Annotated in this window: 23 protein-coding genes; 1 reads left to right on the top strand and 22 read right to left on the bottom strand. The window is 37.7% G+C overall.

Annotated elements, in window-relative coordinates:
* The 6 genes from tnpA to G628_RS0109975 form a co-directional block, all read right to left on the bottom strand.
* Positions 1-180 (bottom strand): IS66 family insertion sequence element accessory protein TnpA (gene tnpA, locus G628_RS18535; protein ID WP_420354241.1); only part of this gene is annotated, 180 nt, incomplete at its 3' end.
* Positions 181-427: 247 nt separating this feature from the next.
* A complete protein-coding gene (locus tag G628_RS0110000) occupies positions 428-658 on the bottom strand; it encodes a hypothetical protein (protein ID WP_026490285.1) in 231 nt (76 codons plus the stop codon).
* Positions 651-989, bottom strand: a complete 339-nt coding sequence (locus G628_RS17055) for a DUF3990 domain-containing protein (RefSeq protein WP_034500790.1) — start codon at positions 987-989, stop codon at positions 651-653. Before G628_RS17055 ends, G628_RS0110000 begins: the two co-directional genes overlap by 8 nt.
* Positions 973-1,191 carry a DUF3791 domain-containing protein gene (locus G628_RS0109990; protein ID WP_026668455.1) on the bottom strand — a complete coding sequence of 73 codons (219 nt, stop codon included), beginning with the start codon at positions 1,189-1,191 and terminating at the stop codon, positions 973-975. The genes G628_RS17055 and G628_RS0109990 overlap by 17 nt, the downstream gene beginning before the upstream one ends.
* 298 nt (positions 1,192-1,489) lie before the next feature.
* Entirely contained in the window at positions 1,490-1,822 is a 333-nt protein-coding gene (locus G628_RS0109980) for a type II toxin-antitoxin system RelE/ParE family toxin (RefSeq protein WP_026668454.1), read from the bottom strand.
* Entirely contained in the window at positions 1,819-2,130 is a 312-nt protein-coding gene (locus G628_RS0109975; RefSeq protein WP_026668453.1) for a type II toxin-antitoxin system RelB/DinJ family antitoxin, read from the bottom strand. The genes G628_RS0109980 and G628_RS0109975 overlap by 4 nt, the downstream gene beginning before the upstream one ends.
* A 167-nt stretch (positions 2,131-2,297) precedes the next feature.
* Here G628_RS0109975 and G628_RS18950 point away from each other — a divergent pair, with 167 nt between their 5' ends.
* Positions 2,298-2,501, top strand: a complete 204-nt coding sequence (locus tag G628_RS18950) for a hypothetical protein (RefSeq protein ID WP_242827208.1) — start codon at positions 2,298-2,300, stop codon at positions 2,499-2,501.
* A gap of 80 nt (positions 2,502-2,581) precedes the next feature.
* Here G628_RS18950 and G628_RS0109970 read toward each other — a convergent pair whose 3' ends face one another.
* The 16 genes from G628_RS0109970 to G628_RS0109895 form a co-directional block, all read right to left on the bottom strand.
* Positions 2,582-2,782, bottom strand: a complete 201-nt coding sequence (locus G628_RS0109970; protein WP_027209059.1) for a hypothetical protein — start codon at positions 2,780-2,782, stop codon at positions 2,582-2,584.
* A gap of 34 nt (positions 2,783-2,816) precedes the next feature.
* On the bottom strand, positions 2,817-3,680 hold the full coding sequence (locus G628_RS0109965) for a hypothetical protein (RefSeq protein ID WP_027209058.1): 864 nt from the start codon (positions 3,678-3,680) through the stop codon (positions 2,817-2,819).
* The gene (locus G628_RS0109960) at positions 3,673-4,764 is read right to left on the bottom strand and encodes a zinc ribbon domain-containing protein (protein ID WP_051199134.1); all 1,092 of its coding nucleotides are present in this window, start codon (positions 4,762-4,764) and stop codon (positions 3,673-3,675) included. Before G628_RS0109960 ends, G628_RS0109965 begins: the two co-directional genes overlap by 8 nt.
* 98 nt (positions 4,765-4,862) lie before the next feature.
* Complete coding sequence (locus tag G628_RS0109955; RefSeq protein ID WP_027209056.1) at positions 4,863-5,084, bottom strand: hypothetical protein; 222 nt, start codon at positions 5,082-5,084, stop codon at positions 4,863-4,865.
* A gap of 17 nt (positions 5,085-5,101) precedes the next feature.
* On the bottom strand, positions 5,102-5,764 hold the full coding sequence (locus tag G628_RS0109950; protein WP_242827207.1) for an MBL fold metallo-hydrolase: 663 nt from the start codon (positions 5,762-5,764) through the stop codon (positions 5,102-5,104).
* 24 nt (positions 5,765-5,788) lie between these two features.
* Positions 5,789-6,205 (bottom strand): hypothetical protein, encoded by a 417-nt coding sequence (locus tag G628_RS0109945; RefSeq protein ID WP_027209054.1) that lies wholly within the window; start codon positions 6,203-6,205, stop codon positions 5,789-5,791.
* 242 nt (positions 6,206-6,447) lie between these two features.
* A complete protein-coding gene (locus tag G628_RS0109940; protein ID WP_027209053.1) occupies positions 6,448-6,849 on the bottom strand; it encodes a hypothetical protein in 402 nt (133 codons plus the stop codon).
* 31 nt (positions 6,850-6,880) lie between these two features.
* Positions 6,881-7,273, bottom strand: coding sequence for an HIRAN domain-containing protein (locus G628_RS0109935; protein ID WP_027209052.1), 393 nt, complete (start codon positions 7,271-7,273; stop codon positions 6,881-6,883).
* The gene (locus G628_RS0109930) at positions 7,258-8,040 is read right to left on the bottom strand and encodes a J domain-containing protein (protein ID WP_027209051.1); all 783 of its coding nucleotides are present in this window, start codon (positions 8,038-8,040) and stop codon (positions 7,258-7,260) included. The genes G628_RS0109935 and G628_RS0109930 overlap by 16 nt, the downstream gene beginning before the upstream one ends.
* Positions 8,033-8,302, bottom strand: coding sequence for a hypothetical protein (locus tag G628_RS0109925; protein ID WP_027209050.1), 270 nt, complete (start codon positions 8,300-8,302; stop codon positions 8,033-8,035). The genes G628_RS0109930 and G628_RS0109925 overlap by 8 nt, the downstream gene beginning before the upstream one ends.
* 181 nt (positions 8,303-8,483) lie before the next feature.
* Positions 8,484-9,629: a cysteine desulfurase family protein gene (locus G628_RS0109920; protein WP_027209049.1), complete on the bottom strand. Its 1,146-nt coding sequence runs from the start codon at positions 9,627-9,629 to the stop codon at positions 8,484-8,486.
* 8 nt (positions 9,630-9,637) lie between these two features.
* A complete protein-coding gene (locus G628_RS0109915) occupies positions 9,638-9,829 on the bottom strand; it encodes a hypothetical protein (protein WP_034500788.1) in 192 nt (63 codons plus the stop codon).
* A gap of 11 nt (positions 9,830-9,840) precedes the next feature.
* Positions 9,841-11,337, bottom strand: a complete 1,497-nt coding sequence (brxL, locus tag G628_RS0109910) for a BREX system Lon protease-like protein BrxL (protein ID WP_027209047.1) — start codon at positions 11,335-11,337, stop codon at positions 9,841-9,843.
* Positions 11,338-11,353: 16 nt separating this feature from the next.
* Positions 11,354-13,603 (bottom strand): BREX-4 system phosphatase PglZ, encoded by a 2,250-nt coding sequence (gene pglZ, locus G628_RS0109905; protein WP_027209046.1) that lies wholly within the window; start codon positions 13,601-13,603, stop codon positions 11,354-11,356.
* Positions 13,604-13,607: 4 nt separating this feature from the next.
* Positions 13,608-17,753 (bottom strand): hypothetical protein, encoded by a 4,146-nt coding sequence (locus G628_RS0109900; protein WP_027209045.1) that lies wholly within the window; start codon positions 17,751-17,753, stop codon positions 13,608-13,610.
* The gene (locus tag G628_RS0109895; protein WP_027209044.1) at positions 17,753-20,062 is read right to left on the bottom strand and encodes a phosphoadenosine phosphosulfate reductase family protein; all 2,310 of its coding nucleotides are present in this window, start codon (positions 20,060-20,062) and stop codon (positions 17,753-17,755) included. The genes G628_RS0109900 and G628_RS0109895 overlap by 1 nt, the downstream gene beginning before the upstream one ends.

Genomic DNA, 20,062 nt, shown 5'->3' with positions numbered 1-20,062 from the left:
CGGCTTGGGGACAGCATAAGCCTTTTGGCGAAGTCGCTTGATCGCACTGTATAAAGAATACTTTTTGATGCCGTTACATAAGCACCACTGTTCATCACTAAGACCGCTCTGGCGGCATTGAGTGACGAGTTTGTACCACTCATCAAGTGTTCTACGTTGTTCTTTGCTTGAATCTGACATAATAAACCTCCGGGATGTGACACCAAAGTGTTGTCTATTAGTCTTAATACATAGACCACTTAAGTGACACCAAAATGTAGTTTATAGTTCAGATTCATTATGAAGGATTAACAGATGGTTTTATATCCGTCGAAATATTTTGCGCTTACTTTAGAGAAGCTGCAGAGAAGTTTATGAAAGATTTAGAGAGGGACATATAAAAGCAGCTACCTCATTTGAGATAACTGCTCTATGTAATAGGCGATTATTATATTTCAGCTTGAACGATATGCCCGAAGTTCAACTCATCTTTATATAAATCATAAATATAAGCAGAGCTTTCACGATAAAGCCCTGTTTCTACATCTTGAAGCTTATCAAAAACCTCTGATTCATAAAAGAAGTTCATAGCCTCGTCATATTCTACGTTCTGATCTTTCGAGATCATTTCAACAATATCCTGAATAGCATACTCTATTAGTTGCTTTTTCTCATTCATAACTAATTTTCCTCAATAATGAAATAGCTGCAGGTGTATGGAATGAATACTGTGAAGATGTTTTTTTATATATCATGCCTTTAAGAAGCGTATCAAAATCTATAACTTCTTCTTCATATTGTCTAAACAGCATTGCCATATTATCATCCGCAACAGGTCCAATTACGATATCATACTTAGAATCGAAATTGCACAATGGATCTGAATAATTCTCAAAGCCTCTATTCCTATTATTCATTACAAAACGAGCCCAATCTTCCGTTGTTTCTTCACCAAAATTTTTGATTCTAAGACTAGAGGAATCCAAAAAAGAATCATATAGTTCCTCCATTTCTCCGGCAAAGAGCTTGTAAATCTTCAACCACATTATCAAATGATAAAAGATGCTCTTCCTCATAGAAATCCTTCAGGAACTCTATTCCCTTGAAATCTCGAAGATATCTATATGCTTCTTTAACATTCAAATTAAAAGCTTCAGCAAACTCATTAACACATGCAATTGTATAATTTATCAATCTTCTCTGATAGCTCATAGCATTTCCTCTTCTAACAATCTTCTATTTAATAATACCATTACCTATTGTATTTATCTACTTGTTTGGTCTTTCTGCAATCATCAAAAAGCAGCTTCTCTCTTGAAATAACTGCTCCAAAAATCAAAACCACGGTGTTGATTGTCAAGTAAAATTGACCCTCCCCCCTCCCCGGGTCAATTTTAAGTGTAAATCAATATATCGCCGTCTTCATATTAAAAAGAAAGAGGCGATTACTTGCTTTGTGGCTTTTTCACCTCTTCCTAAAAACACAATATTTTAATTGCTCTATATAATCTTATTCCAAACTCAATCCTTTAAGAAATCTCTTTAAATCTCTTTTTGAATAGCACACACCGATTATCTTTACCGATGCATTTTCTATATCTATCCAAAAATAAACCATATAATTCCGCACTTTGATTTTTCTAATACCTTCACTGTGCCATGGTTCATCCTCTACCAAAAACTGCCTCTCAGGATTACTGCTTATTGTTTGAAATGCCTCCTGAAGTTCATCAACAAACACTTCCGCAGCACCTGGCTCTTGGAGATCCACTGCAATATAATATGCAATATCACGAATTTGTTCTTCTGCTTGCGGCGTCACTATAATGCAATAATTATTCACCTAGTCCACTCCTTAATGCTGCTTCTTACATCTGCAAGCACATCTTCCGCACTTCTGCCCTCATTAGCTTTAGCCTGCTCAAGTCCTTTTCCCATCATTGCATCAAATCCTTCTTTTGTCATTTCATCCAATGCAACAGGCGCCTTATGAAGTGTAAGTGAAAACGGAATTCCTTTTGTCATTATGATCTGTTTATAAAGCATATTTATAACAACAGAAGCCGGCACGCCAAGCTCATTAAGAATACTCTCCGCCTCTTCTTTTACATCAGGTTCAACTCTTGCCAATACATTTGCTGTTTTTGCCATAAAGCTCACCTCCTTCTTAATTGTATTCTAACGTATAACTAATCGATATACAAGTCTCAAAAGTCCACCAAATAAATCCCCACCCCAATCATCAACATTAGGAATCTGTAGACGTCATCTGCCAGCACAAGTCGAACGGCGAAGTAATTCCCCTCCGCTTCCGACTGATGAACGAAGATGGCCAATATGAAAATTATACGATAAAAGGTTATAGAACAATTACCCATCCGGGGCCTTATACTACTCCGGACGGGCTCTATGTTTCTTACTCCACATTTGTTTTTGAATGTGTTGTTGTCGTACTTGATTACAAGCGGAAGGTACGGTTATATTTTGAGACACATAACAGTAAGTGGCGGATTGCGATATAAGTTTCATCTATCACCAAAATCATCTTCCGATAAAATCACACTTATAAGCTCCGCGCTGATAATTCAGCACTACTCCACTATCAATGTTTTAGTTGCCTATATATATCTTCGCGCTCATCTTGACTTAAATCCCTTAAATATATGGCATATTCATTTGGATATCCACCCACAAAAGTCATATGCTCCATATTTCTTTGAGATGGATCCGTTATCCAAAGAACAGGCTCTCCATGAAAATCATCGATGTATTTAAGTATTTCATTCTTGTATGTTACTTCCATCACTTACTACCTTGTCCGTTTCTTTGTCCATACCTCAACCAAAAAAATCATCTATCTTCTCAACTGAATCCAAAATCTCTGTTTCATCAACACCAACGTTTCTTGCAATCTCTGCTGACGCCTTAAGCCGCTCGGATATATCCAGGCTAAATGCATTTGCAAGTAACTCATCAAAAACTTTGCTTCTTTCTTGAATCTCATCCCTATATTTATCAAGCTTAGCTTCAAGCTCAGCATCAACTGTGGCTTGATATTCAATATACTGATTCAGAATTTCTGACTCACGCTTGTACAGTGAATATCGGCCATATTCAAAGGCAAGCATAGCCACACTCTGATTAAACTGTGCCAGATCTTCTCCAAGAAGAATCGCACTATACGATGTAATAAGCTTTATCATTGCTTCCAACAACAGCCACAGACACTTCTCGGTGTAATCCACTTCGGATATAATTCCTTTGCTTACATCCTTAGACAGCTTCCTAACCTCTTTAGCTATCCGGCTTATGGCTTCACACTTCTCTTTTGAAATCCCGTTTTTATCAAGCAATTTCACAGAAATATCAACGTAATCAGCATAAGCCTCAAAGACCTCGACACTATATTGCTGACCGGCAGGAAGAATCGCAAGATCTGAGATCTTACTCGCAATATCAATCCAATCTTGTTTATCGAACTCCTTAATATTTTTCCCTGAAGCTATTTTGCCAAGAATAGCAAATGTTGCAATGGTACCGATTCTTATGCGTTTCAACTGCTCAGGACTATCATCATTCATATATGCCAAAACAGTCTCTTGTGCCTTTGCGATTCCATTCATAGCCTTTTGGATATTCGCACCGATTTCTGTATCCTTCAGATAATCTAATGTAATATCCTTCAATAATTCTTCAATCATGACTCTCACCCTCTGCGACAATTTGCTTACAATACAATGCCGATAATGTCTTTGTAAGATTAACCATAGCCCCCAGCTTATTCTTATCATCATCGCTGAACGTCGTATAATCTCCGCTGAACAACGAAAGGCAATCTTGGAAGTTTGAATTCAATCCCGTTCTCACATCATTTGTACGTGTCAGTATCTCAGAGATCTTGCCATCCATCTCTTTTATAGCCTCAATATTGCGCTTAACAGCCTCAATCTCCTCATTTTTCTCTTTATTTAGTTTTGCTCTATTTTTGGAAAAAAGAAGTATAGAAGTAAGAAGCGTTGCTCCTGCTATAGTCCAGCCAACAGGTCCTGCCAAAGCCAAAAGAGCCTGCCCTCCGGCTATGCCTGTTCCGCCTGCAGTCAACGCACCTCCACCAAGCCATGCCAAAGCAGCTTTTGTTGCAGCAGCTCCGGTCAAAGTTGATATTGCAGTTCCTGTCGAAGACACTCCAAAAGTAGTTGCAATCCACATAGCCGCTGTCGGGGCCATAAAAGCAACACTGGCGCCGGCAGCAAGTCCGGCTCCCGCACCGCCTGCTGCCATCCTAGCGGCATCTACTTCTTTCTTTGCAAACTCACATGCATCTGTGAACTGCTTTCTATTGACATTAATCTCTTCAAAATCTGTATCAAAACTCTTGGGATGATTAGCAATGCTGTTGACAAGGAGTTCAACGTTATTGATTGAATCAATAGCTCTGCATCTCTCAACATATAATTGCATACCTTTATCATTCATAAGAGTGTAGGAATCGTTATATTCGGTAATGGAGCTTTCAAGCATCCTATCAAGCTCTGTCAGCTTATTGGTAATATCTTCCTTAGCTTCCATAGCCTTATCTTTGACTTCCACTGCTTTCTCTGAAATAACCGCACTAGATTTCTTAAGAGCCTCACTGCCTTTCTTAGATATATTGGATGAGAATTCTTTAATCTGATCAGCATTGATCTTTATTCCCGGCTTTGCTGATTCTTCAACCTTAGCTCCGCACTTAGGACAAAAAGCTACACCAAAACCCAAATTAGAACCACATGATTTACACTTCATAAGAACCCTCCTATGCAATTAGAATATAATCTAAAGATGTTCTTTTTTATTAGTGACTCAATATGTAAAATGATTTTCTTTATCATTGAGAACTCTTTTTACATATTGTAGTTTGCAATATCCCAATATTTAAGATTACCTCTATCTATCCGAATATCTCTATGTGTTATTTTTCCTCTAGCGCCTAATACACAGTATTCTCGTCCTCTGTAACTTTCTCCGAACACATCTGTATCAATAATCTCATATTCCTCTTCAGGATTACTTTTACTTATAACAACAGATCCATATTCCAATTTAAGAAATTCATCCATAGTCATAACTAAAATCTCCTATCTCAATCAAAATACTGCATCTTCTCAACAACCTTCACAGGGCTCTTTACAAGCGAAGCAAAAGTCTGAGCGTCGCTCTTTTTCCCGACAAGTCCGCCGTAGTGGACGGGGATGGCGTATTCCGGCCTTATTGTATTTGCAAGATCCGCAGCTCTTTTGGCATCCATCGTAAATGTTCCTCCAATGGGCAAAAGAGCTATATCACACTTCACCTGCCTTGCCTCCTTCGTAGCTCCCGTATCTCCCGCGATGTAAATGCGCTTTCCGTTAACCCTAAGGATATAGCCAACCCACTCGGCGCGCTTTGGATGAAACGGCTTTATCGTGTTGTAAGCAGGAACAGTCTCCATCTCAAGACCGTTTATCTCCTTGTAAATGCCGGGCTTAACCGTCACAATATCTTTTACATCAGGCTTAAGCTCTCCGGCGTCATCCTCCATCTTCTCAGGAACAACAAGAATCGTCTCCGCTTTGATCACCTTCCTGATATCCTCAATCGAAAAATGCTCGTAATGCGAATGCGTTATCAAAACATAATCCGCATCATGCGGCTCCTCCTTCATGTGAAAAGGATCCACATAGATCATGCCGAGGTCGCTTCGGATTCTTATGCTGTTTTGGGTAAAAACATCTATGTTGTCCGGCATTTCTTTAAACTGCTCCATTCCAATGCTTATTTATATTACTACTCAAAAGTTTTCTTCAACAAAATCGCTTATCTCATCGCGTATTTCAATGTACAGCCACTCTGAGTCGTGGTACATTCCGATGCCATCACTCTCCGATGCGGCAGTAAGACAATCTATGAGCATATCGCAGATACTCTTTTTACTTTCGTCATCCTCAAGCTTTTTAGCCTGTTCAAAGCACATCTCTGCGCAATCTCTAAGTAGATCAGACGCTCTATCATCTTTATTTCTGTCATATTCCAGTGCCTTATCATAAATATCATTCCAATATTCTTCCAAGTCTTCTGCCGAGAACCGATAATCCGCCTTCAAAAGAAATAAATCTAACGGAAAATATCCATTATCGCTGTACTCAATCAAAAGTTCAATCAAATCCTGCTTACTCAATGAATCCAATATTTCTCTTATGTCGCTCATGTTGTATAAAAATATATCCTTTCTGCAAATACATTAATTTCAGCTAGAGCATATTATAGACACCAAAATGTTGTCTACTGGTTTAAATTGGCAATACAGGTGTGACACTAAAATATGGCCTCCTTATATCTGTATTGATTTACACTTAAAATTGACCGGGTACAATTTTACTTGACAATCAACAGAGGAACAGCTGTAAAATCAGCTTGCCGTCATATTCAGCAGCACGTTCTTCTAATAATCTATACATACTCCATTCCAGCACTTATATTTTTCATCGTTTCTTGCAATTCGCTACGTGTCACATTTTTATTCTTTCTTAGATAACTAAGTACATTCAGTCTCTGCTTGTCCGTTTTCATTATCGCTAATGCACTTGCAATAAAATCTTTGTCATCACATATTTCTGCAATTGCATTTACGAATGTCTCCTGAAACATAATATCATTATGTACTGTGCTAAGAATGCCATTCTTCCGCCTATGTTTTATAAAACCGCACAATTCTATCATTGGCATAGCTGTAGCACCAATTTCATCTTTTTCCGCTTCTGTCAACACTTCATTACATTCATCTTCGAACGCCAACCATTCATCCTCTGTTTTAAGATTCTTCATTCTGGCAATAAATTCTTCTCTTGTCATAAATCCCTTTCACCAAATTATCTTTGTGCCTTCAAAAGTCCACCAAATAAATCCCCACCCCGATCTGCTTAAACGACCCTTTCTGCGAGATTTGCGTTATCTTGGCCTTGAGGAACTTACCGGCGTCCATGAGCCGCGCAAAAACAATATTGTCCTTCTCAGGAACATATCCGAGTTTCTTCTTGTCCTCATTCAGTATAAGGATGGCATTGCTATCGAACTTATTATCCTCGCGTTGCAGTGTAAGCACATCCCCAACCTTGATTGTATCCAGAACCGAACTGTCCTCAAGATGCGTAGTTCCCGCTATATATGAATCAAAAAGATGAATCTCCCTGATAAGGGGTTTTATGATATCGCCGAGCTCATGACTTTCAATAGCGGCAACGGCACTTTCTTTTTTCTCAACTATTTCATCTGCCATGTTATCTTCACCCCGCTTCCCAGAATCACTTCAAGAGCATCGTCGAGCTGATCGCTGTATTTCTCATATGACTGCAGCTCTTCCTTAAGCTCCTCTTTTTTAGAATCCACTGCGTCCGCATCGGTCAAAAGAAATTTATACTGATAAGGGTCTGTCTCTGTGATCTTCGTAATTTCTTCCTCTATCGCCTTTATCTTCTCATCCAGATTCGGAATATCAATAACACCGCTACAGGCGCCAAGATTCTCAAGAGCCTTTGCGACAAGCACTTCCAATTCCCTAAGTTCCTTAAGATTATTACAATCGTAACAGACTACAACTCTATTCCATAAATCCATAAGCTCCTCAGAACCGGCCACAGACGGATTGATATCGGGATGAATCTTCTTTACAAGACGATGATAAATACGCTTTATCTCCAGCGCATCCTTCTCCGTGATATTCCAGTCTTTCAATGAAGAATCATGCTCTTTTACCATATCATCGAGCTGCGCCTTGAATTCAGCCATTTCCTTTTCCAGATATTCCTGCATCAGCTTCTGGTCAACAACTTTTCCGTGATTTAGCGCCGCCTGGCAATACTCGATCGTCTTCTTTTTCTGTATGCACTCTATCTTTTTACGGAACACCTCCAGAATAAGGTCGCCAAATTCCCTGACATACGCCCTGTGATACTGAAAAGCCTCCTTCCTAAGATTATCCCTTCTCGTGATCAGCTCTTCGTATCTCGCATATGAAGTATTCTCGCCCCTTATCATCTCACCCATTAGCAACCACCTCAAATCCGTAAAGCTCGTCATAGACAGATGTAAGTTTCACGCCGTCTGCCATAGCATCCTTATAGAAATCATCTCTTGAGTGATACCACTTGTCACCAAAGCACACTACGCACTCATCGCCTTCCATCACCGATTCAAGCTGCAGTTCCTGCTCATTGTAAAAAAATCTGATCTTGTGCGGAAACTTAAGAAGATAATACATGTCATAGAAATCAAACATCTCTTCATCAAATTCGATAAGCTCATACAAGTCGTGTAGTAGTCATCAGCATTGGCTTGCTTCTGACTCTATACTACACGGCGAGGTGTACATTAAAAATACCAGGTCAATTTTGCATTTTGGGTTTTTGGCATTTTGGCCTTTTTAGCGTTTGGAGCTTTAACAAGCATTAGCAAGTCAAATTTATATGAGTCAAATATTCTAAAAAATCTTAATGTGAAAGAATTGCGACTATCTCTTTAGCTATCTGTCTTACTTCATCTTCAGTATTTGCTTTCCCCAGGGATATTCGTATTGTCCCCTCAGCATACTTTTGAGGAACTCCTATAGCTTCAATAACATGAGAAATCTGTGTATCCTTACCATTGCAAGCAGAACCCGTAGATACAAAGATTTTTTTCAAATCTAATCTATGTAGCAGCATTTCTCCACTTGCATCTGCAAAAGACAAACTTACATTTCCAGGTAATTGATTAGTCCCATTCCTAACAAAATCCACTCTGGCATTACGTAAATCTTTTATAAGCAAATTTTCTAGATTTTTTAAATGCTCGGTATTAGCTGATATTGCCTCAACATTTTTTCTTAGTGCAACCGCCATTCCTACAATAGAAGCGATATCCTCTGTTCCAGCTCGCATCCCCATTTCTTGAGATCCACCAGAATGGAACTGATCTAACAAGCCTCCTTTATGATACAAAAACCCTATCCCCTTAGGCCCGTTAAATTTGTGCGCTGATGCTGATAAAAAATCAACTCCGAGTTCTTTTACATTTATTTCGATATGTCCCAATGCCTGAACAGCATCTGTATGAAACATTACCCCATGATTATGAGCTACTTCACATAACTCTTTTATTGGCTCAATCGTTCCAATTTCATTATTTGCATACATTACGGAAACAAGAGTTGTCTCACTAGATGCATATACTTCTTTCTTCTCAGAAAGAATAATCTCTAATTCCTCAGGATGAATAATCCCCTGCGGATCAGCTTTCAGCATACGCACATCGCATCTATTGTCTCTACTCTCAATTTTACACGTATTTAAGACTGCATGATGTTCGATATTAGATGTTATCACATGTCTTATATCAGTTGGAAACCCAAATTTCCGTATCACCCAGTTATCGCTCTCCGTACCACCGGATGTAAAAAAAATTTCTTCTGGTTCCGCTCCTATACAATCAGCGATCTCCATCCGCGCATTTTTAAGAGCCATTTTAGGTCTTTTTGCAAAGAAATATGGCTGCGAAGCATTTCCATAATCATCCAACATATACTGCTTCATAGCTTCAAAGGCATCACTATCAAGTTTTGTTGTCGCGGCATTATCCGCATAAATATATTCTTTCATATTTATCCTTACTGGAATAAAGAACAGCCTTCATCTTTAAATTCTTCTATTTTATCCTTCAACTCTTCCTCTGTAACTTCTAAATACTCCGCCAAACAGCTTAAACAGTAAAAGTCTTTTGCATTTTTATTTATAAGTTTTTTTGTAAGACCAACCTCATTCTTTGAAATATCTTTACCGCATACATAACAAATAGACATATGAAACCACCTTATTCTTCAAATTGTGATGAAACGGTAAAGTTAGGGATATCCTTCCCTTGAAATTCTACATCAAGAATTCCCAATTGATACTTTATTGTATCCCTCATCTTTCTTGCCCGATCTAAACAATAACGTTTAAAATCACGAACAGATATATCTCCAGATGTCTGTACATTCGGAAATAATAATTTTAGATAGGCAGTTGCTATCCTTTTTACCGCTTCTGTATCTCTCGTATCTGCAGCCTCTGGAACCTGGATTAATTCATCAACTACAGCCCTGTAACTCATATCATTTCTTAATTCATGCATGATTGAACAGAAATACTCTGAATTCAATGCCCAGCCGGAAACCTTTAAATCATCATTCATCCTCGGAATATTCCATCCCTTAATAAATCCATGAAATCGATCGATTAATGCCGATTCATGGAAGACTTTAGGCAACTCCTCAAACATATTACTATAACCATCAGCGTCCATAATTTCTTTACGTATATTACCGCAAAGGATCATCCCAGCATCAGCAGTTCCTTCATGATTTCCAACAGTGTAGATACCCGACTCAAGGTATCCCTTTAACGCTGCCCTCATCTCGTCAACATCTGTAAATGAAATAGTTTGAACTTCGTCCAAGGTTATAAAGTCATTTGCTGCTACCAAACCTTCCATATGTTTGCTTTGATCATAAAACATCTTAGCACGACTCATAACACCGCCATTAGACAACCAGCCATATCTACTTACACGACCATATAAATATGATTTACCGGTCCCTTTGGGCGCCAACTCAACTAAATTCAATCTCTTTTCGATAAAAGGTAATAATCTAGTAAGCATTGTCAGTTTTTTTTCTGTATCACCTTCATATCCTGCAGGATTATAATCAACTGCACCAAGCAGTACATCAATCCATTCATCAACGGTAAACTCGTTACGCGCTTCTTTATAATAGTCTAAGTCAATATGATACGGACAAAATGTTTTAAACGATGCAAGTTTTATCTTCCCTTGCTTCCCATCTTTGGATTTACTTCCTCTTTTCTCATATTCAAAAGACCAGTCAAAATCATCAGGAGCACGGTACCCCAATTCAACCATCCCCCATGTTTCATGCTGACCTATTAAATCCTCTTTACATTCCTGCCATACGGAATCTTCAATCATTGTGTCTTTATAAGACAGTCCAAAATCTGGCAAAGCAAACGATACTTCGCTTGTCTTAATATTTATATCCACAGACACCTTTGCTAAGAATTTAACTCTTTCCTGTTCAATTACAACACGGTTCTTTATCGAATTCCAATCTTCCTTTTTGGGTAAGTATTTTTTTATAAATTCGGTTACCTGCTCGGTGTCAAAATTCCCCTCTTCATCTTCAAACTTCTTTAAAATCCAATCTCTCATGAAAGAAGGAAGACTTAATGCATTAAAGAAATTGCTTTTTTTTAAGTCCTTATAAACGACCATTTCGTCAAAACAATTTCTAAGCCTATCGTCAATCATCAGAATACCTCCACGTCTATATCAAATCATCAAAATCAGAGTTAATTGAAGCACTCTTTCCAACAGCCTTGAGTGTTATATGAGAAACCAAATCTTCCCCTATATATATATCTGCTTCAACCGTGCCCGCCTTCTTTATTTCAGGCACAAGAACTTTATAATGATTCTCATCAATCAATTCAGTTGCATACTTTTTCCCTTTATACTCCACAAACAACTGCTGTGAAATCGATTTATTTACAAATAGTGTAATTGTTGCACCAGTTTTATAATCTGCCTTTATTACAGTATCAACGACTTTTATCACTATGCTAGAATCTCTGAGTGACAAGGTAATAACAGGAACCACCACTTCTTCTAAAGAAGCACCACCATGCACCTCAACATTGGCTGCACGGCTACCTTTAAATCTTCCATAGTCTGCCAGAACAATATACCCGTTTTCTTCTGTTGCAAAAGGCAAGTCATAATCTGGAAATGCCTTACAGCATCTTCCGGAATGTTCTCCTTTTGTATCAGAATCGTACTTTTCTTCCTTTTTTCTTAAAACTGCTAATCTTGATGCTCCGTGGTCGCTAGCTATAACATACCGATCATATTTTCTAAGCCCGAGATCTGTTGCGGCTTCATCAATAGCATCGGAAATTATCTGCAATTCCTTTGCCAAATGGATTGAATACTGATTACTAGGTCCATACTTATAGCCGCCACTCTCATTATGTTTTGTATCGTCTAACATTTCTATTTTTCTTTTTGATTCTTCTGGCCAAACCTCATAGAAATGTTTATTAATAACGGTAAGCGTCGGCAAATCTGCACGACCAACATTAACAGATACAGCCAATCCTCTCTTCTGTGCTAATCCGACAATAAAACTAAGGTACTCTACCCCCAGTGCATCTATCCAACATAAATAACTTCCATTTGTCTCGATTGACGTAACAAGTTCATCTCGGGTTCTAAGTCGATTATATTCACGGCTAACAGCCAACTCATCAACCTTCTGTAAGAACTCTGGATCTATTTTATTAAGGACTTTTTGCATCTTATATTTCTGAAAATAGTCCGTTAGCAGTTCATTCAGGGCATCCCCGCTGAAGTGGTATTCCTTCAAGTACAATGCCAAATCCGGATATATTTCTTCCAAATTTGCAGGCAATCCATGCTGCGCAATATCTGCAATGATTTCCTCGCGTTCAACTCTTGTGTTATCCGTCAACTTATAAATGCTTTCTTCAGCGTTAAATCTGTTGTTTGAAACAAAAACTGCTATGTCAGCTTCAGGATATTGGTTTACAAGTTTTTTTCTGGAAACGTAGTATTCTCCAAACATTTTGGCTGTATGCGGAATATCGGAGATTGCATTAAGCACTTCAATCTTGAATTCATCAAAACTACCTGCTTTTTCCAGAACATATTTTAAATATGAGTTTTTTTCTTTTTCTCTGTTAATAAATAAAAATACATAATACAGCCAGTTCGGATAACTTGCCCCAGCTATCCTTTGATAAAAATCGTCTAGCGAAACATCAAAATGATGCGCATCAAAAACTCCAGAAACAGACTTGTACTGGTGCATCTCATCAAGTAATTCCGTCCAGTTTTCTTCGGTTCCGTAACTTTTAGGCATATCAAAGCTTTTATCTACTTTTTTTATTGCTTCATACGGGTTTTGGACCTTTTGTACATAATACAAAGAGTTAGGGAAGTCTAACAAAGTATTCACACATATTTTTTCTTCATTGCCTTCTTCCGCAATATGCAATGCAGCTGCAATCCCTGTAACAGGATACATCTTCAATTCCATAGAAGAAAACATAAAGCTTAGCGACGACTCTGTATTATCTGAAAACGCAATTTGCCTGTCTTTTAATCTTATATCCCCCTTTAATATTACCTGCAATTGCTGTGTAATGCCTCGAAGAAGGAATACTGCATGAGCACTTCCAAGGTTAAAGGAAGTTAATTCACTAATCACTTCCAAAGCCTTATTTGTCCCTTCTAGCGCCAAATACTCACCCAATCCAATTATAACAAGCTTATTAGACTGACAATCAATATCAGCCATACGGAGAGTTTCCTTCAATTTGTCTAAATCGGGTTTTTTATCTTCCGAACGACAGAACTTACTCATACAGATAAATTCAACCTCACCCAACTCGACAAGTTTTGACTTTATTTCTTTATAATCACTGTCACCAACTGCTAGGAAAAAAGGTTTATAAATATTTGATTTGAAGTAACTCTCTATTGCTGACATTGACATAGAATTATTCGCCTCCGTTAATTATTTCGACACCCAGCTTCATGTTTTCTTTAACTTGTTTGATTAAATATTTTTTTAGTTCATCGTTATCCATATCTTGAATCTTAGCAATGACTTTGTCGCTTCCACCTGCATTATACTCAGCATTAGCTAAGCTATGAATTTTCGATTGAACTTCCGGATGAGTATCCCACTCATAAGGTTCCACTGCCAGTTTTTCAAGAGCATCTCTTACCTTATTCAAGTCTGTGAGTATAGCTTTATAACTTCCAAGAAGACTTACAAATGCATCATCAATCATCTTGGAATCATTAAGTCGAGAGTAAAACTCTGTTGTTTGCAGATATGATAATGTCTTTTCAATCTCAGATTCAGTTGATGTCGCACGGTTAAGTGTTTCAAAAGCTTTTTTAGCATCATCATATTCCGTTTTATCCACCATTTTCATAATTGGTGTTCTATTTTTTGCAGACCAATCAGCAGGACTCTTTGTTCCTGTCTTAGTTTTCCAAAGTTCAAACATTTGTGTTTTTTTCTGGCTTTTTCTGTATTCTTCTGCAACTTTTTTTACAACAGAATTTGCATCTGTTTTAGACTTCTTAAAGATTCCGATCAAATCTTGAGTTTTAAGTTTCGGAATATCTTCATCCTCGAGATCTTCCAGATAATCTGCATATATGCTCTTAAAATAATCAGATTCTTTTTCAAAATACTCTTTTATTTCATCTTGTTTGCTTATAAGTTCATCTGTATAAGTCTTTAGATGATCCGGCAGAATCTCTTCATCTTTTACAATATTTAGTAAGAACTCGAAACTCTTTTCCAAAGTCGGCAACAATGCCTGAATTCCTTCACAAGAGCACATAACGAACTTAAGCTTATCTTTCCATTCATCAAAGGCCGCTTTCTTTGAATTAGCACTTGTTCCCAAAATAGCATTTGTACACTTAACAAAAGAGTAATCTACTATAAGCGTTTTTATCTGTTCTTTCCCGGTTTCTGCGTTCCATAAACTAGAATACTGTACGCTAAACAGACCGCTAATGTCCTTAAGCAGATTATCATTAGCACCTATCTCATTTGCCAATTCAAGCAATTTCCCATGTTCAAAATCCTTTAAGAACAGTCGCATTCCTTTTTGGCAATTTTCAACAGTAAGTAAATCATGTAACTGCTCTCCCAAATTAGTTTTGACCAAAGATGCTGCGCCTATTGTAATTGCTATTTTATGGGCTTCGCTTCCCTCTTTTTGAACAAGTTCAATATACTTTTGTACGATATCATAAGCGCCCGTCGTATCTACATCTTCTAGTGACCAAACCGGCAGCCCAAATAATTGCATCCTATTTTTAACATTCATAGCTGCTTGCATTGCAGAAGAGCAGGAATTAGGTGCAATATCCCAGGCCTTCTCTGTAGTTTCATAGAAAGCCTTCTCTTCCGGAGTCATTTTAACAATATATGTTGGATCCGGATTTTTACTAATATAATTACCAATCATTTCCGACAGCTTATCTACTGTCATAGGCTCATGGCTGCCGCTTGTATCACAGTATCTATATGGTTCTCCACCATACTCTTTCAAAAGGAATCCTGTTAAAAACGCAGATAAATTACTTGGCGCAAATCCATAATTATCCTGAAGATAATCGTAAATTTCACCAATGGAAATCTGACCATCAAGTGAAAATTGATTATTAACTAGCTTTTCGACTGATCTTTTTATTTCGGAAATGTTTTGAGCACTGGTGGCTGGATTAGTCCAATAATCATCAACGTCCCAAACGGCTTGAAGCACCGCTTTTTCTGCATTTACAACCGTTCCGTTGGTTTTCTTTATAATGCCACACTTTGCAGCTGCTTTTGCTTGTGTCAACTTAAGCTGATTTTCTGTTAAGCCACGAGAAAAGTCGAAAATATAGCTATGTTTACTAATAACATATGACTGCAGAGAATTAGCTACCGCCTGTCCTCCGATTACCTTTTCTCCCTCCTTGCAATCAGCATGGTAAATAATAAATGGACCATTATAAATTCTGTTTTTCCAAATAATTGATAGAACCTGCGCAGCTTTATTAGCATTTTCTTTAGCTGACTGATTGTTATTTCCCTGGTAATAAAGCGACATTGCCGAATATTCAATATATGAGTTAAAGTCCTCTTCTCCTAACGGAGTTGAAAGGGCGTCTATAAAAAGAATATTCTTATATTCGTCTTTCTCAGCCGCCTCTTTAATCATTCTTCGTAATGAAACAGCTTCATCATCATCTTTAGCAAGAGCCAATACCGCATTCATGTGCCAAGGACTTTCCTTATCCTTCATGGCATTTATAATCTTGGTAAAGTCTGCAGTTGTAACCGTAACTACTGTTCCATCCGTAAGGTTATCCGCAAAGCGAAGTTTTAAGGCTGGACTTAACGATAAAGCGGTAGAAAGCCTTCCTTCAGATACCAGTTTTGCCGTAGTACTAGTTTGCTTAACAGTTTTTTTGTACTCATCAATTTTAGCCTGATCTCCAGCTAAGACGGCAGCCCCATATGCATATTTATTATCACCTATAGGGTTCATAACTAATATGCCATTTTGATTGAGCGCTTTGGCTATATTTTTGCAAGTAACGTCTAGTCCCGACGATATTCCCTCAAAAGCATAGCTAATATTCTGTTCTGTAGGCTTTAACAGTTCAATTGTTCCACCTAACCGCTTATCTATAGCCTGCATTATCAAAATTGTCTTTAATACTCTTTTTTCGTCATCTCGTAGATTCTGCTGCTGAGGAAATGTATCCAAAATCATCCGGATATCAGACGTTAAGTCATCTCTTCCTTTCTCATAAAAGAAATTCCAAAGCATATCAATAGTCAAGAGCGGATAATCATCGTCCGGGCCTGTGTTTTCGATAAACCACTGAAATGCATGGGTTCCCTCTGTATCAGAAGTTTTTATAAAGTCGAACATACTTCTCTGATTTGACTGAAATGAAGATGCAATATTTTTCAGAACGAGAGCAGCCATTGGGTGCAACGGCATAATATCCTTTATCACATTGGGATTAGTAATCTTTGCAGCCTTCATTACCTCACGTCTAGAATCCGTAAGACGTCCATTTAAATCATTTGCGCAAATATCCCACGTCTCTTTAGCCGCCTGCTTAACATTGAAAGCATGTCCAATCAAATCGAATGCAATATTATCTGGTAAGGTTATTTGCGAAAAATCGAACCTCTGGCGAACAACAGACCATGCCTGATCTTCACTATTAATTATTGAATCCGTCTGATGTGTTACTACGATAAAGTAGAATGGAACTTCCTCACACAATGCAACAATCTTCTGAAATTCATCTAACGAGTTTCTATTTTGTTTAAAAAAGCCACTGAACTCATCCCAAACCAACACTATTTTTGCGTCATTATGCGCAATAATATCCTTGATCCAGTTCTTAAGCTTATCAGCATCAAGAGACATCGCTGTTATACCTTCTTTATCAGCCATGTTGAAAATATTATCCATCAGACTCTTGATGTCAGTATTTTTCCTGAGTGCATTCAAAACTTCATCAGCAGAATTCTGCGAAAAAGCTGAATTCCATTCAGGTTTTTTTAGTAATTCATTGAAAAAATTTTTATGAGCAGGATCATCTATCCAAGCAATAACACTTTCCTTTAAAGTATTCTCGCCTCGGTATGTTATCCTGTCATCCGATTCTATTGCAACCTTAACGCTCTCCTGAACTGCAAAAAACAAGTCTCTCGGGGTTGTAATTCCTCCCGATGCATAACGATATGCTGTTATTATTTTTCTATCTTTATGCCCTAATATCTTCTGTAATAAATCATTATTATTTTTCAGAGGTTCATACATATCCCAGTATTCTTTCACTTCATCCTCTGACACTTCCAGTATTTTCTTTAAGGCATATGCACACTGTGATTTTCCTGTTCCATATGCGCCGTGAATCCATACCGAGCGCTTAGTAGTACCGCCCAACATTCTTTCAACATTTTTTAATAACGTGATAAACGTTTCATGTGGATATGTATTTTTCCAAGGAGCGCCTGCTTCAATTGCTGAGTCATCAATGCAAGGGAAGTACTTTTCATCAATATCAAAAAACTGGCGGTATTTTCCCAATTCTTCAGTAGCCATTACAATTCCTCCTCACACAACTTCAACACATCCATAGAAGTTTTATCTTTTATTGTTATTTTGTCCAAATCATTTGTAAATGAAGCATCAATATAATCCGGATATTTTGCGGACAATCCAAGTAAAACGGATTTCATTTCTTCATAATCAAGACCGTATATTAATGTAGGGCTAATGCCAGTACGCTCAATTCCTGTATTCATTAACCAGGCCAACGTGAACTCTCGATAGTCATTACATTTCTCTGCAAATTTAACTAGGGAATACAGTAAAACTATGTTATCTGATATAAAACACTTTGACCTAACCACAGAATCTATCTGACGGCCCTTGTCTAATGTGCTGCCCCATCCCAAAACTGTTCCTAATGGGGTTTCACAAAACCTTTTATAGGCATTAATAACGGATGTCGCATCATTTTTGCTTACACCATCTGCCATTAATAGCTCACTGAGCTTTTCTCGTTCATAAAATACCCCAACATCAAGGTTGTTAATATACCATGTAAATTGTGCATTATACGCCAGGTTAGCTAAAATCAATCCCCATAGTACATTACTTTGCCAACCAATTTTTTGGCCCAGACTGAATAAATCAGTTGTTACATTTTTGCTATTGAGAATTCCAGCATCCCTCAGAAAATGTTGGAACATCTTAACCTGATTAGGTCCAAGTCCATTGAATTCCCAATAATCATTTCCCTGTTCAAAGAAGTCTCTAATCCAGTCCAGTTTAGGAGCATGATTAGCAAATGAATTTATACTTCCTTCTTTCACTTTTGACCCTCCTGTCGATGTTCTTAATGAATGGAATGCTAAGCATCCATCGTCTATTTCATGGCACTGACCACAATGCAAACAATTTGTTATCTCTAATCCATTTTTAAATGAAATACATCCAAAACGGCAGTTTGTTTCACACACGCGGCACCCAACACAATGTGCTGCCTTATGAAATACCTGCTTAAACTTCTTTATCTCGGTAGGTATTTGTTTTGCTAATTTTGCATCGAATGATACCTTATATCCGTTTTCAACTTCCTCAAAATAATACGTGAAAGGAATATCTCCCAAAGTCTTTATCCATTGTCTCCAATCCGTTCGAGGGTTGGTGACAGTAATAACGCACTTTCCGTCTGTTATTTCATCTTTATAGTGTTGTTCGTTAATTGTTAAATCTCTTCCGTTCTTTCTGGCATTCCAACCACCACACGAAACATATGAATCCAGCTTTTGTTCATTTCCTTGATCACGTCGGTTCATCTCCTTAATCATTTCTATATAAGGAGTTATTTCTTTACGGTAAGACGTATATTGAACATAGTCGCCCTTGTTTCCCCCCATTGGACAGAATAGACATCCAGCTCTTGAATTTCCTTTTTTATATGCCTCATTAATTGGCAAATTATATCGTAATAAATAGAGCCATACTTCCGCCGATGTCCAATCTAATATCGCATTAAAGCTAAACTGTCCTTTCTGTTTCTTCCCAAAGTTTTCGTATTCATATTCGCTTCTTGCTGTACTTTCATGCTTTCGCACACCAACATAGTCTAGCCCTACGTAATCATCTTTACCGGTTATTTCACGAAGTTTCAGTGTTTGCGGAGTACTTTTATGAACACTGCAACACCAACGTAACACTCTCGCAGGAGGTCCAAATAATCTCCATGATTCACATGGCTTAAAGTGCGATTTGGAAATATAAAATGGTATTTCGTTTTCTTCACATGATTTTTTAATAATATCTACAGTTTTGTATGTATCAGGGAACTCCATTCCCGTATCGCCAAATACGACCACAAAACTTTTTTTGGGTAGTGCTTTTCTAACTAAATCTAGTAGCACCTCACTGTCTTTTCCGCCTGAAAAAGCCACATGAAAAATATCCAGCTTGTTTTTATATTTTTCATAACTTGCAACAATTTTCTTTACTGTACTGCCCTCTACCACATCCATTAAATCCTGGTTAGCCAGAATCATAGATTTTAAATCTATAGGCTTAAGCTCGCCACCTTGTGGCTCAGGTTCAATAGTATTCCCATTTTCATCAGTCGTAAGAATAATCTCTGGAGCGTGATACAGGTCTCCACCCTTTAATTTAGCTACGTGTTTACCCCTATATAAATAATTTACTGACTCTGCCCACATATATGGAATGTCATTCTGTTTCTCATATTTCCAATATTTATCAAATCCAAGCATATCTAATTCTTGAGCATACACCGGTCTTGGCTCTTTTGAAAAAAGTGTAGGTGTAGAATTAAGCAATATGCCCCCTGTGCTCTCATCGTATGTATATGAATACAT

Source organism: Butyrivibrio hungatei NK4A153 (assembly GCF_000424465.1).
Taxonomy (GTDB): domain Bacteria; phylum Bacillota; class Clostridia; order Lachnospirales; family Lachnospiraceae; genus Butyrivibrio; species Butyrivibrio hungatei_A.
This window is presented reverse-complemented; position numbering and strand designations above follow the sequence as displayed.

Excerpts from the sequence above, each read along its gene's own strand:
- G628_RS0109950 (WP_242827207.1), bottom strand. The coding sequence starts at position 5,764 with ATGGAGCAGTTTAAAGAAATGCCGGACAACATAGATGTTTTTACCCAA.
- G628_RS0109940 (WP_027209053.1), bottom strand. The coding sequence starts at position 6,849 with ATGACAAGAGAAGAATTTATTGCCAGAATGAAGAATCTTAAAACAGAG.
- G628_RS0109920 (WP_027209049.1), bottom strand. The coding sequence starts at position 9,629 with ATGAAAGAATATATTTATGCGGATAATGCCGCGACAACAAAACTTGAT.
- G628_RS0109895 (WP_027209044.1), bottom strand. The coding sequence starts at position 20,062 with ATGTATTCATATACATACGATGAGAGCACAGGGGGCATATTGCTTAAT.
- G628_RS0109970 (WP_027209059.1), bottom strand. The coding sequence starts at position 2,782 with ATGGAAGTAACATACAAGAATGAAATACTTAAATACATCGATGATTTT.
- pglZ (WP_027209046.1), bottom strand. The coding sequence starts at position 13,603 with ATGTCAATGTCAGCAATAGAGAGTTACTTCAAATCAAATATTTATAAA.
- G628_RS0109990 (WP_026668455.1), bottom strand. The coding sequence starts at position 1,191 with ATGAGCTATCAGAGAAGATTGATAAATTATACAATTGCATGTGTTAAT.
- G628_RS0109915 (WP_034500788.1), bottom strand. The coding sequence starts at position 9,829 with ATGTCTATTTGTTATGTATGCGGTAAAGATATTTCAAAGAATGAGGTT.
- G628_RS0109960 (WP_051199134.1), bottom strand. The coding sequence starts at position 4,764 with ATGAAGTGTAAATCATGTGGTTCTAATTTGGGTTTTGGTGTAGCTTTT.
- G628_RS0109955 (WP_027209056.1), bottom strand. The coding sequence starts at position 5,084 with ATGACTATGGATGAATTTCTTAAATTGGAATATGGATCTGTTGTTATA.
- G628_RS0109975 (WP_026668453.1), bottom strand. The coding sequence starts at position 2,130 with ATGGCAAAAACAGCAAATGTATTGGCAAGAGTTGAACCTGATGTAAAA.
- G628_RS0109945 (WP_027209054.1), bottom strand. The coding sequence starts at position 6,205 with ATGAGCGACATAAGAGAAATATTGGATTCATTGAGTAAGCAGGATTTG.
- G628_RS18950 (WP_242827208.1), top strand. The coding sequence starts at position 2,298 with ATGAACGAAGATGGCCAATATGAAAATTATACGATAAAAGGTTATAGA.
- G628_RS17055 (WP_034500790.1), bottom strand. The coding sequence starts at position 989 with ATGGAGGAACTATATGATTCTTTTTTGGATTCCTCTAGTCTTAGAATC.
- G628_RS0109930 (WP_027209051.1), bottom strand. The coding sequence starts at position 8,040 with ATGGGTGAGATGATAAGGGGCGAGAATACTTCATATGCGAGATACGAA.
- brxL (WP_027209047.1), bottom strand. The coding sequence starts at position 11,337 with ATGATTGACGATAGGCTTAGAAATTGTTTTGACGAAATGGTCGTTTAT.
- G628_RS0109935 (WP_027209052.1), bottom strand. The coding sequence starts at position 7,273 with ATGGCAGATGAAATAGTTGAGAAAAAAGAAAGTGCCGTTGCCGCTATT.
- G628_RS0109900 (WP_027209045.1), bottom strand. The coding sequence starts at position 17,753 with ATGGCTACTGAAGAATTGGGAAAATACCGCCAGTTTTTTGATATTGAT.
- G628_RS0110000 (WP_026490285.1), bottom strand. The coding sequence starts at position 658 with ATGAATGAGAAAAAGCAACTAATAGAGTATGCTATTCAGGATATTGTT.
- G628_RS0109965 (WP_027209058.1), bottom strand. The coding sequence starts at position 3,680 with ATGATTGAAGAATTATTGAAGGATATTACATTAGATTATCTGAAGGAT.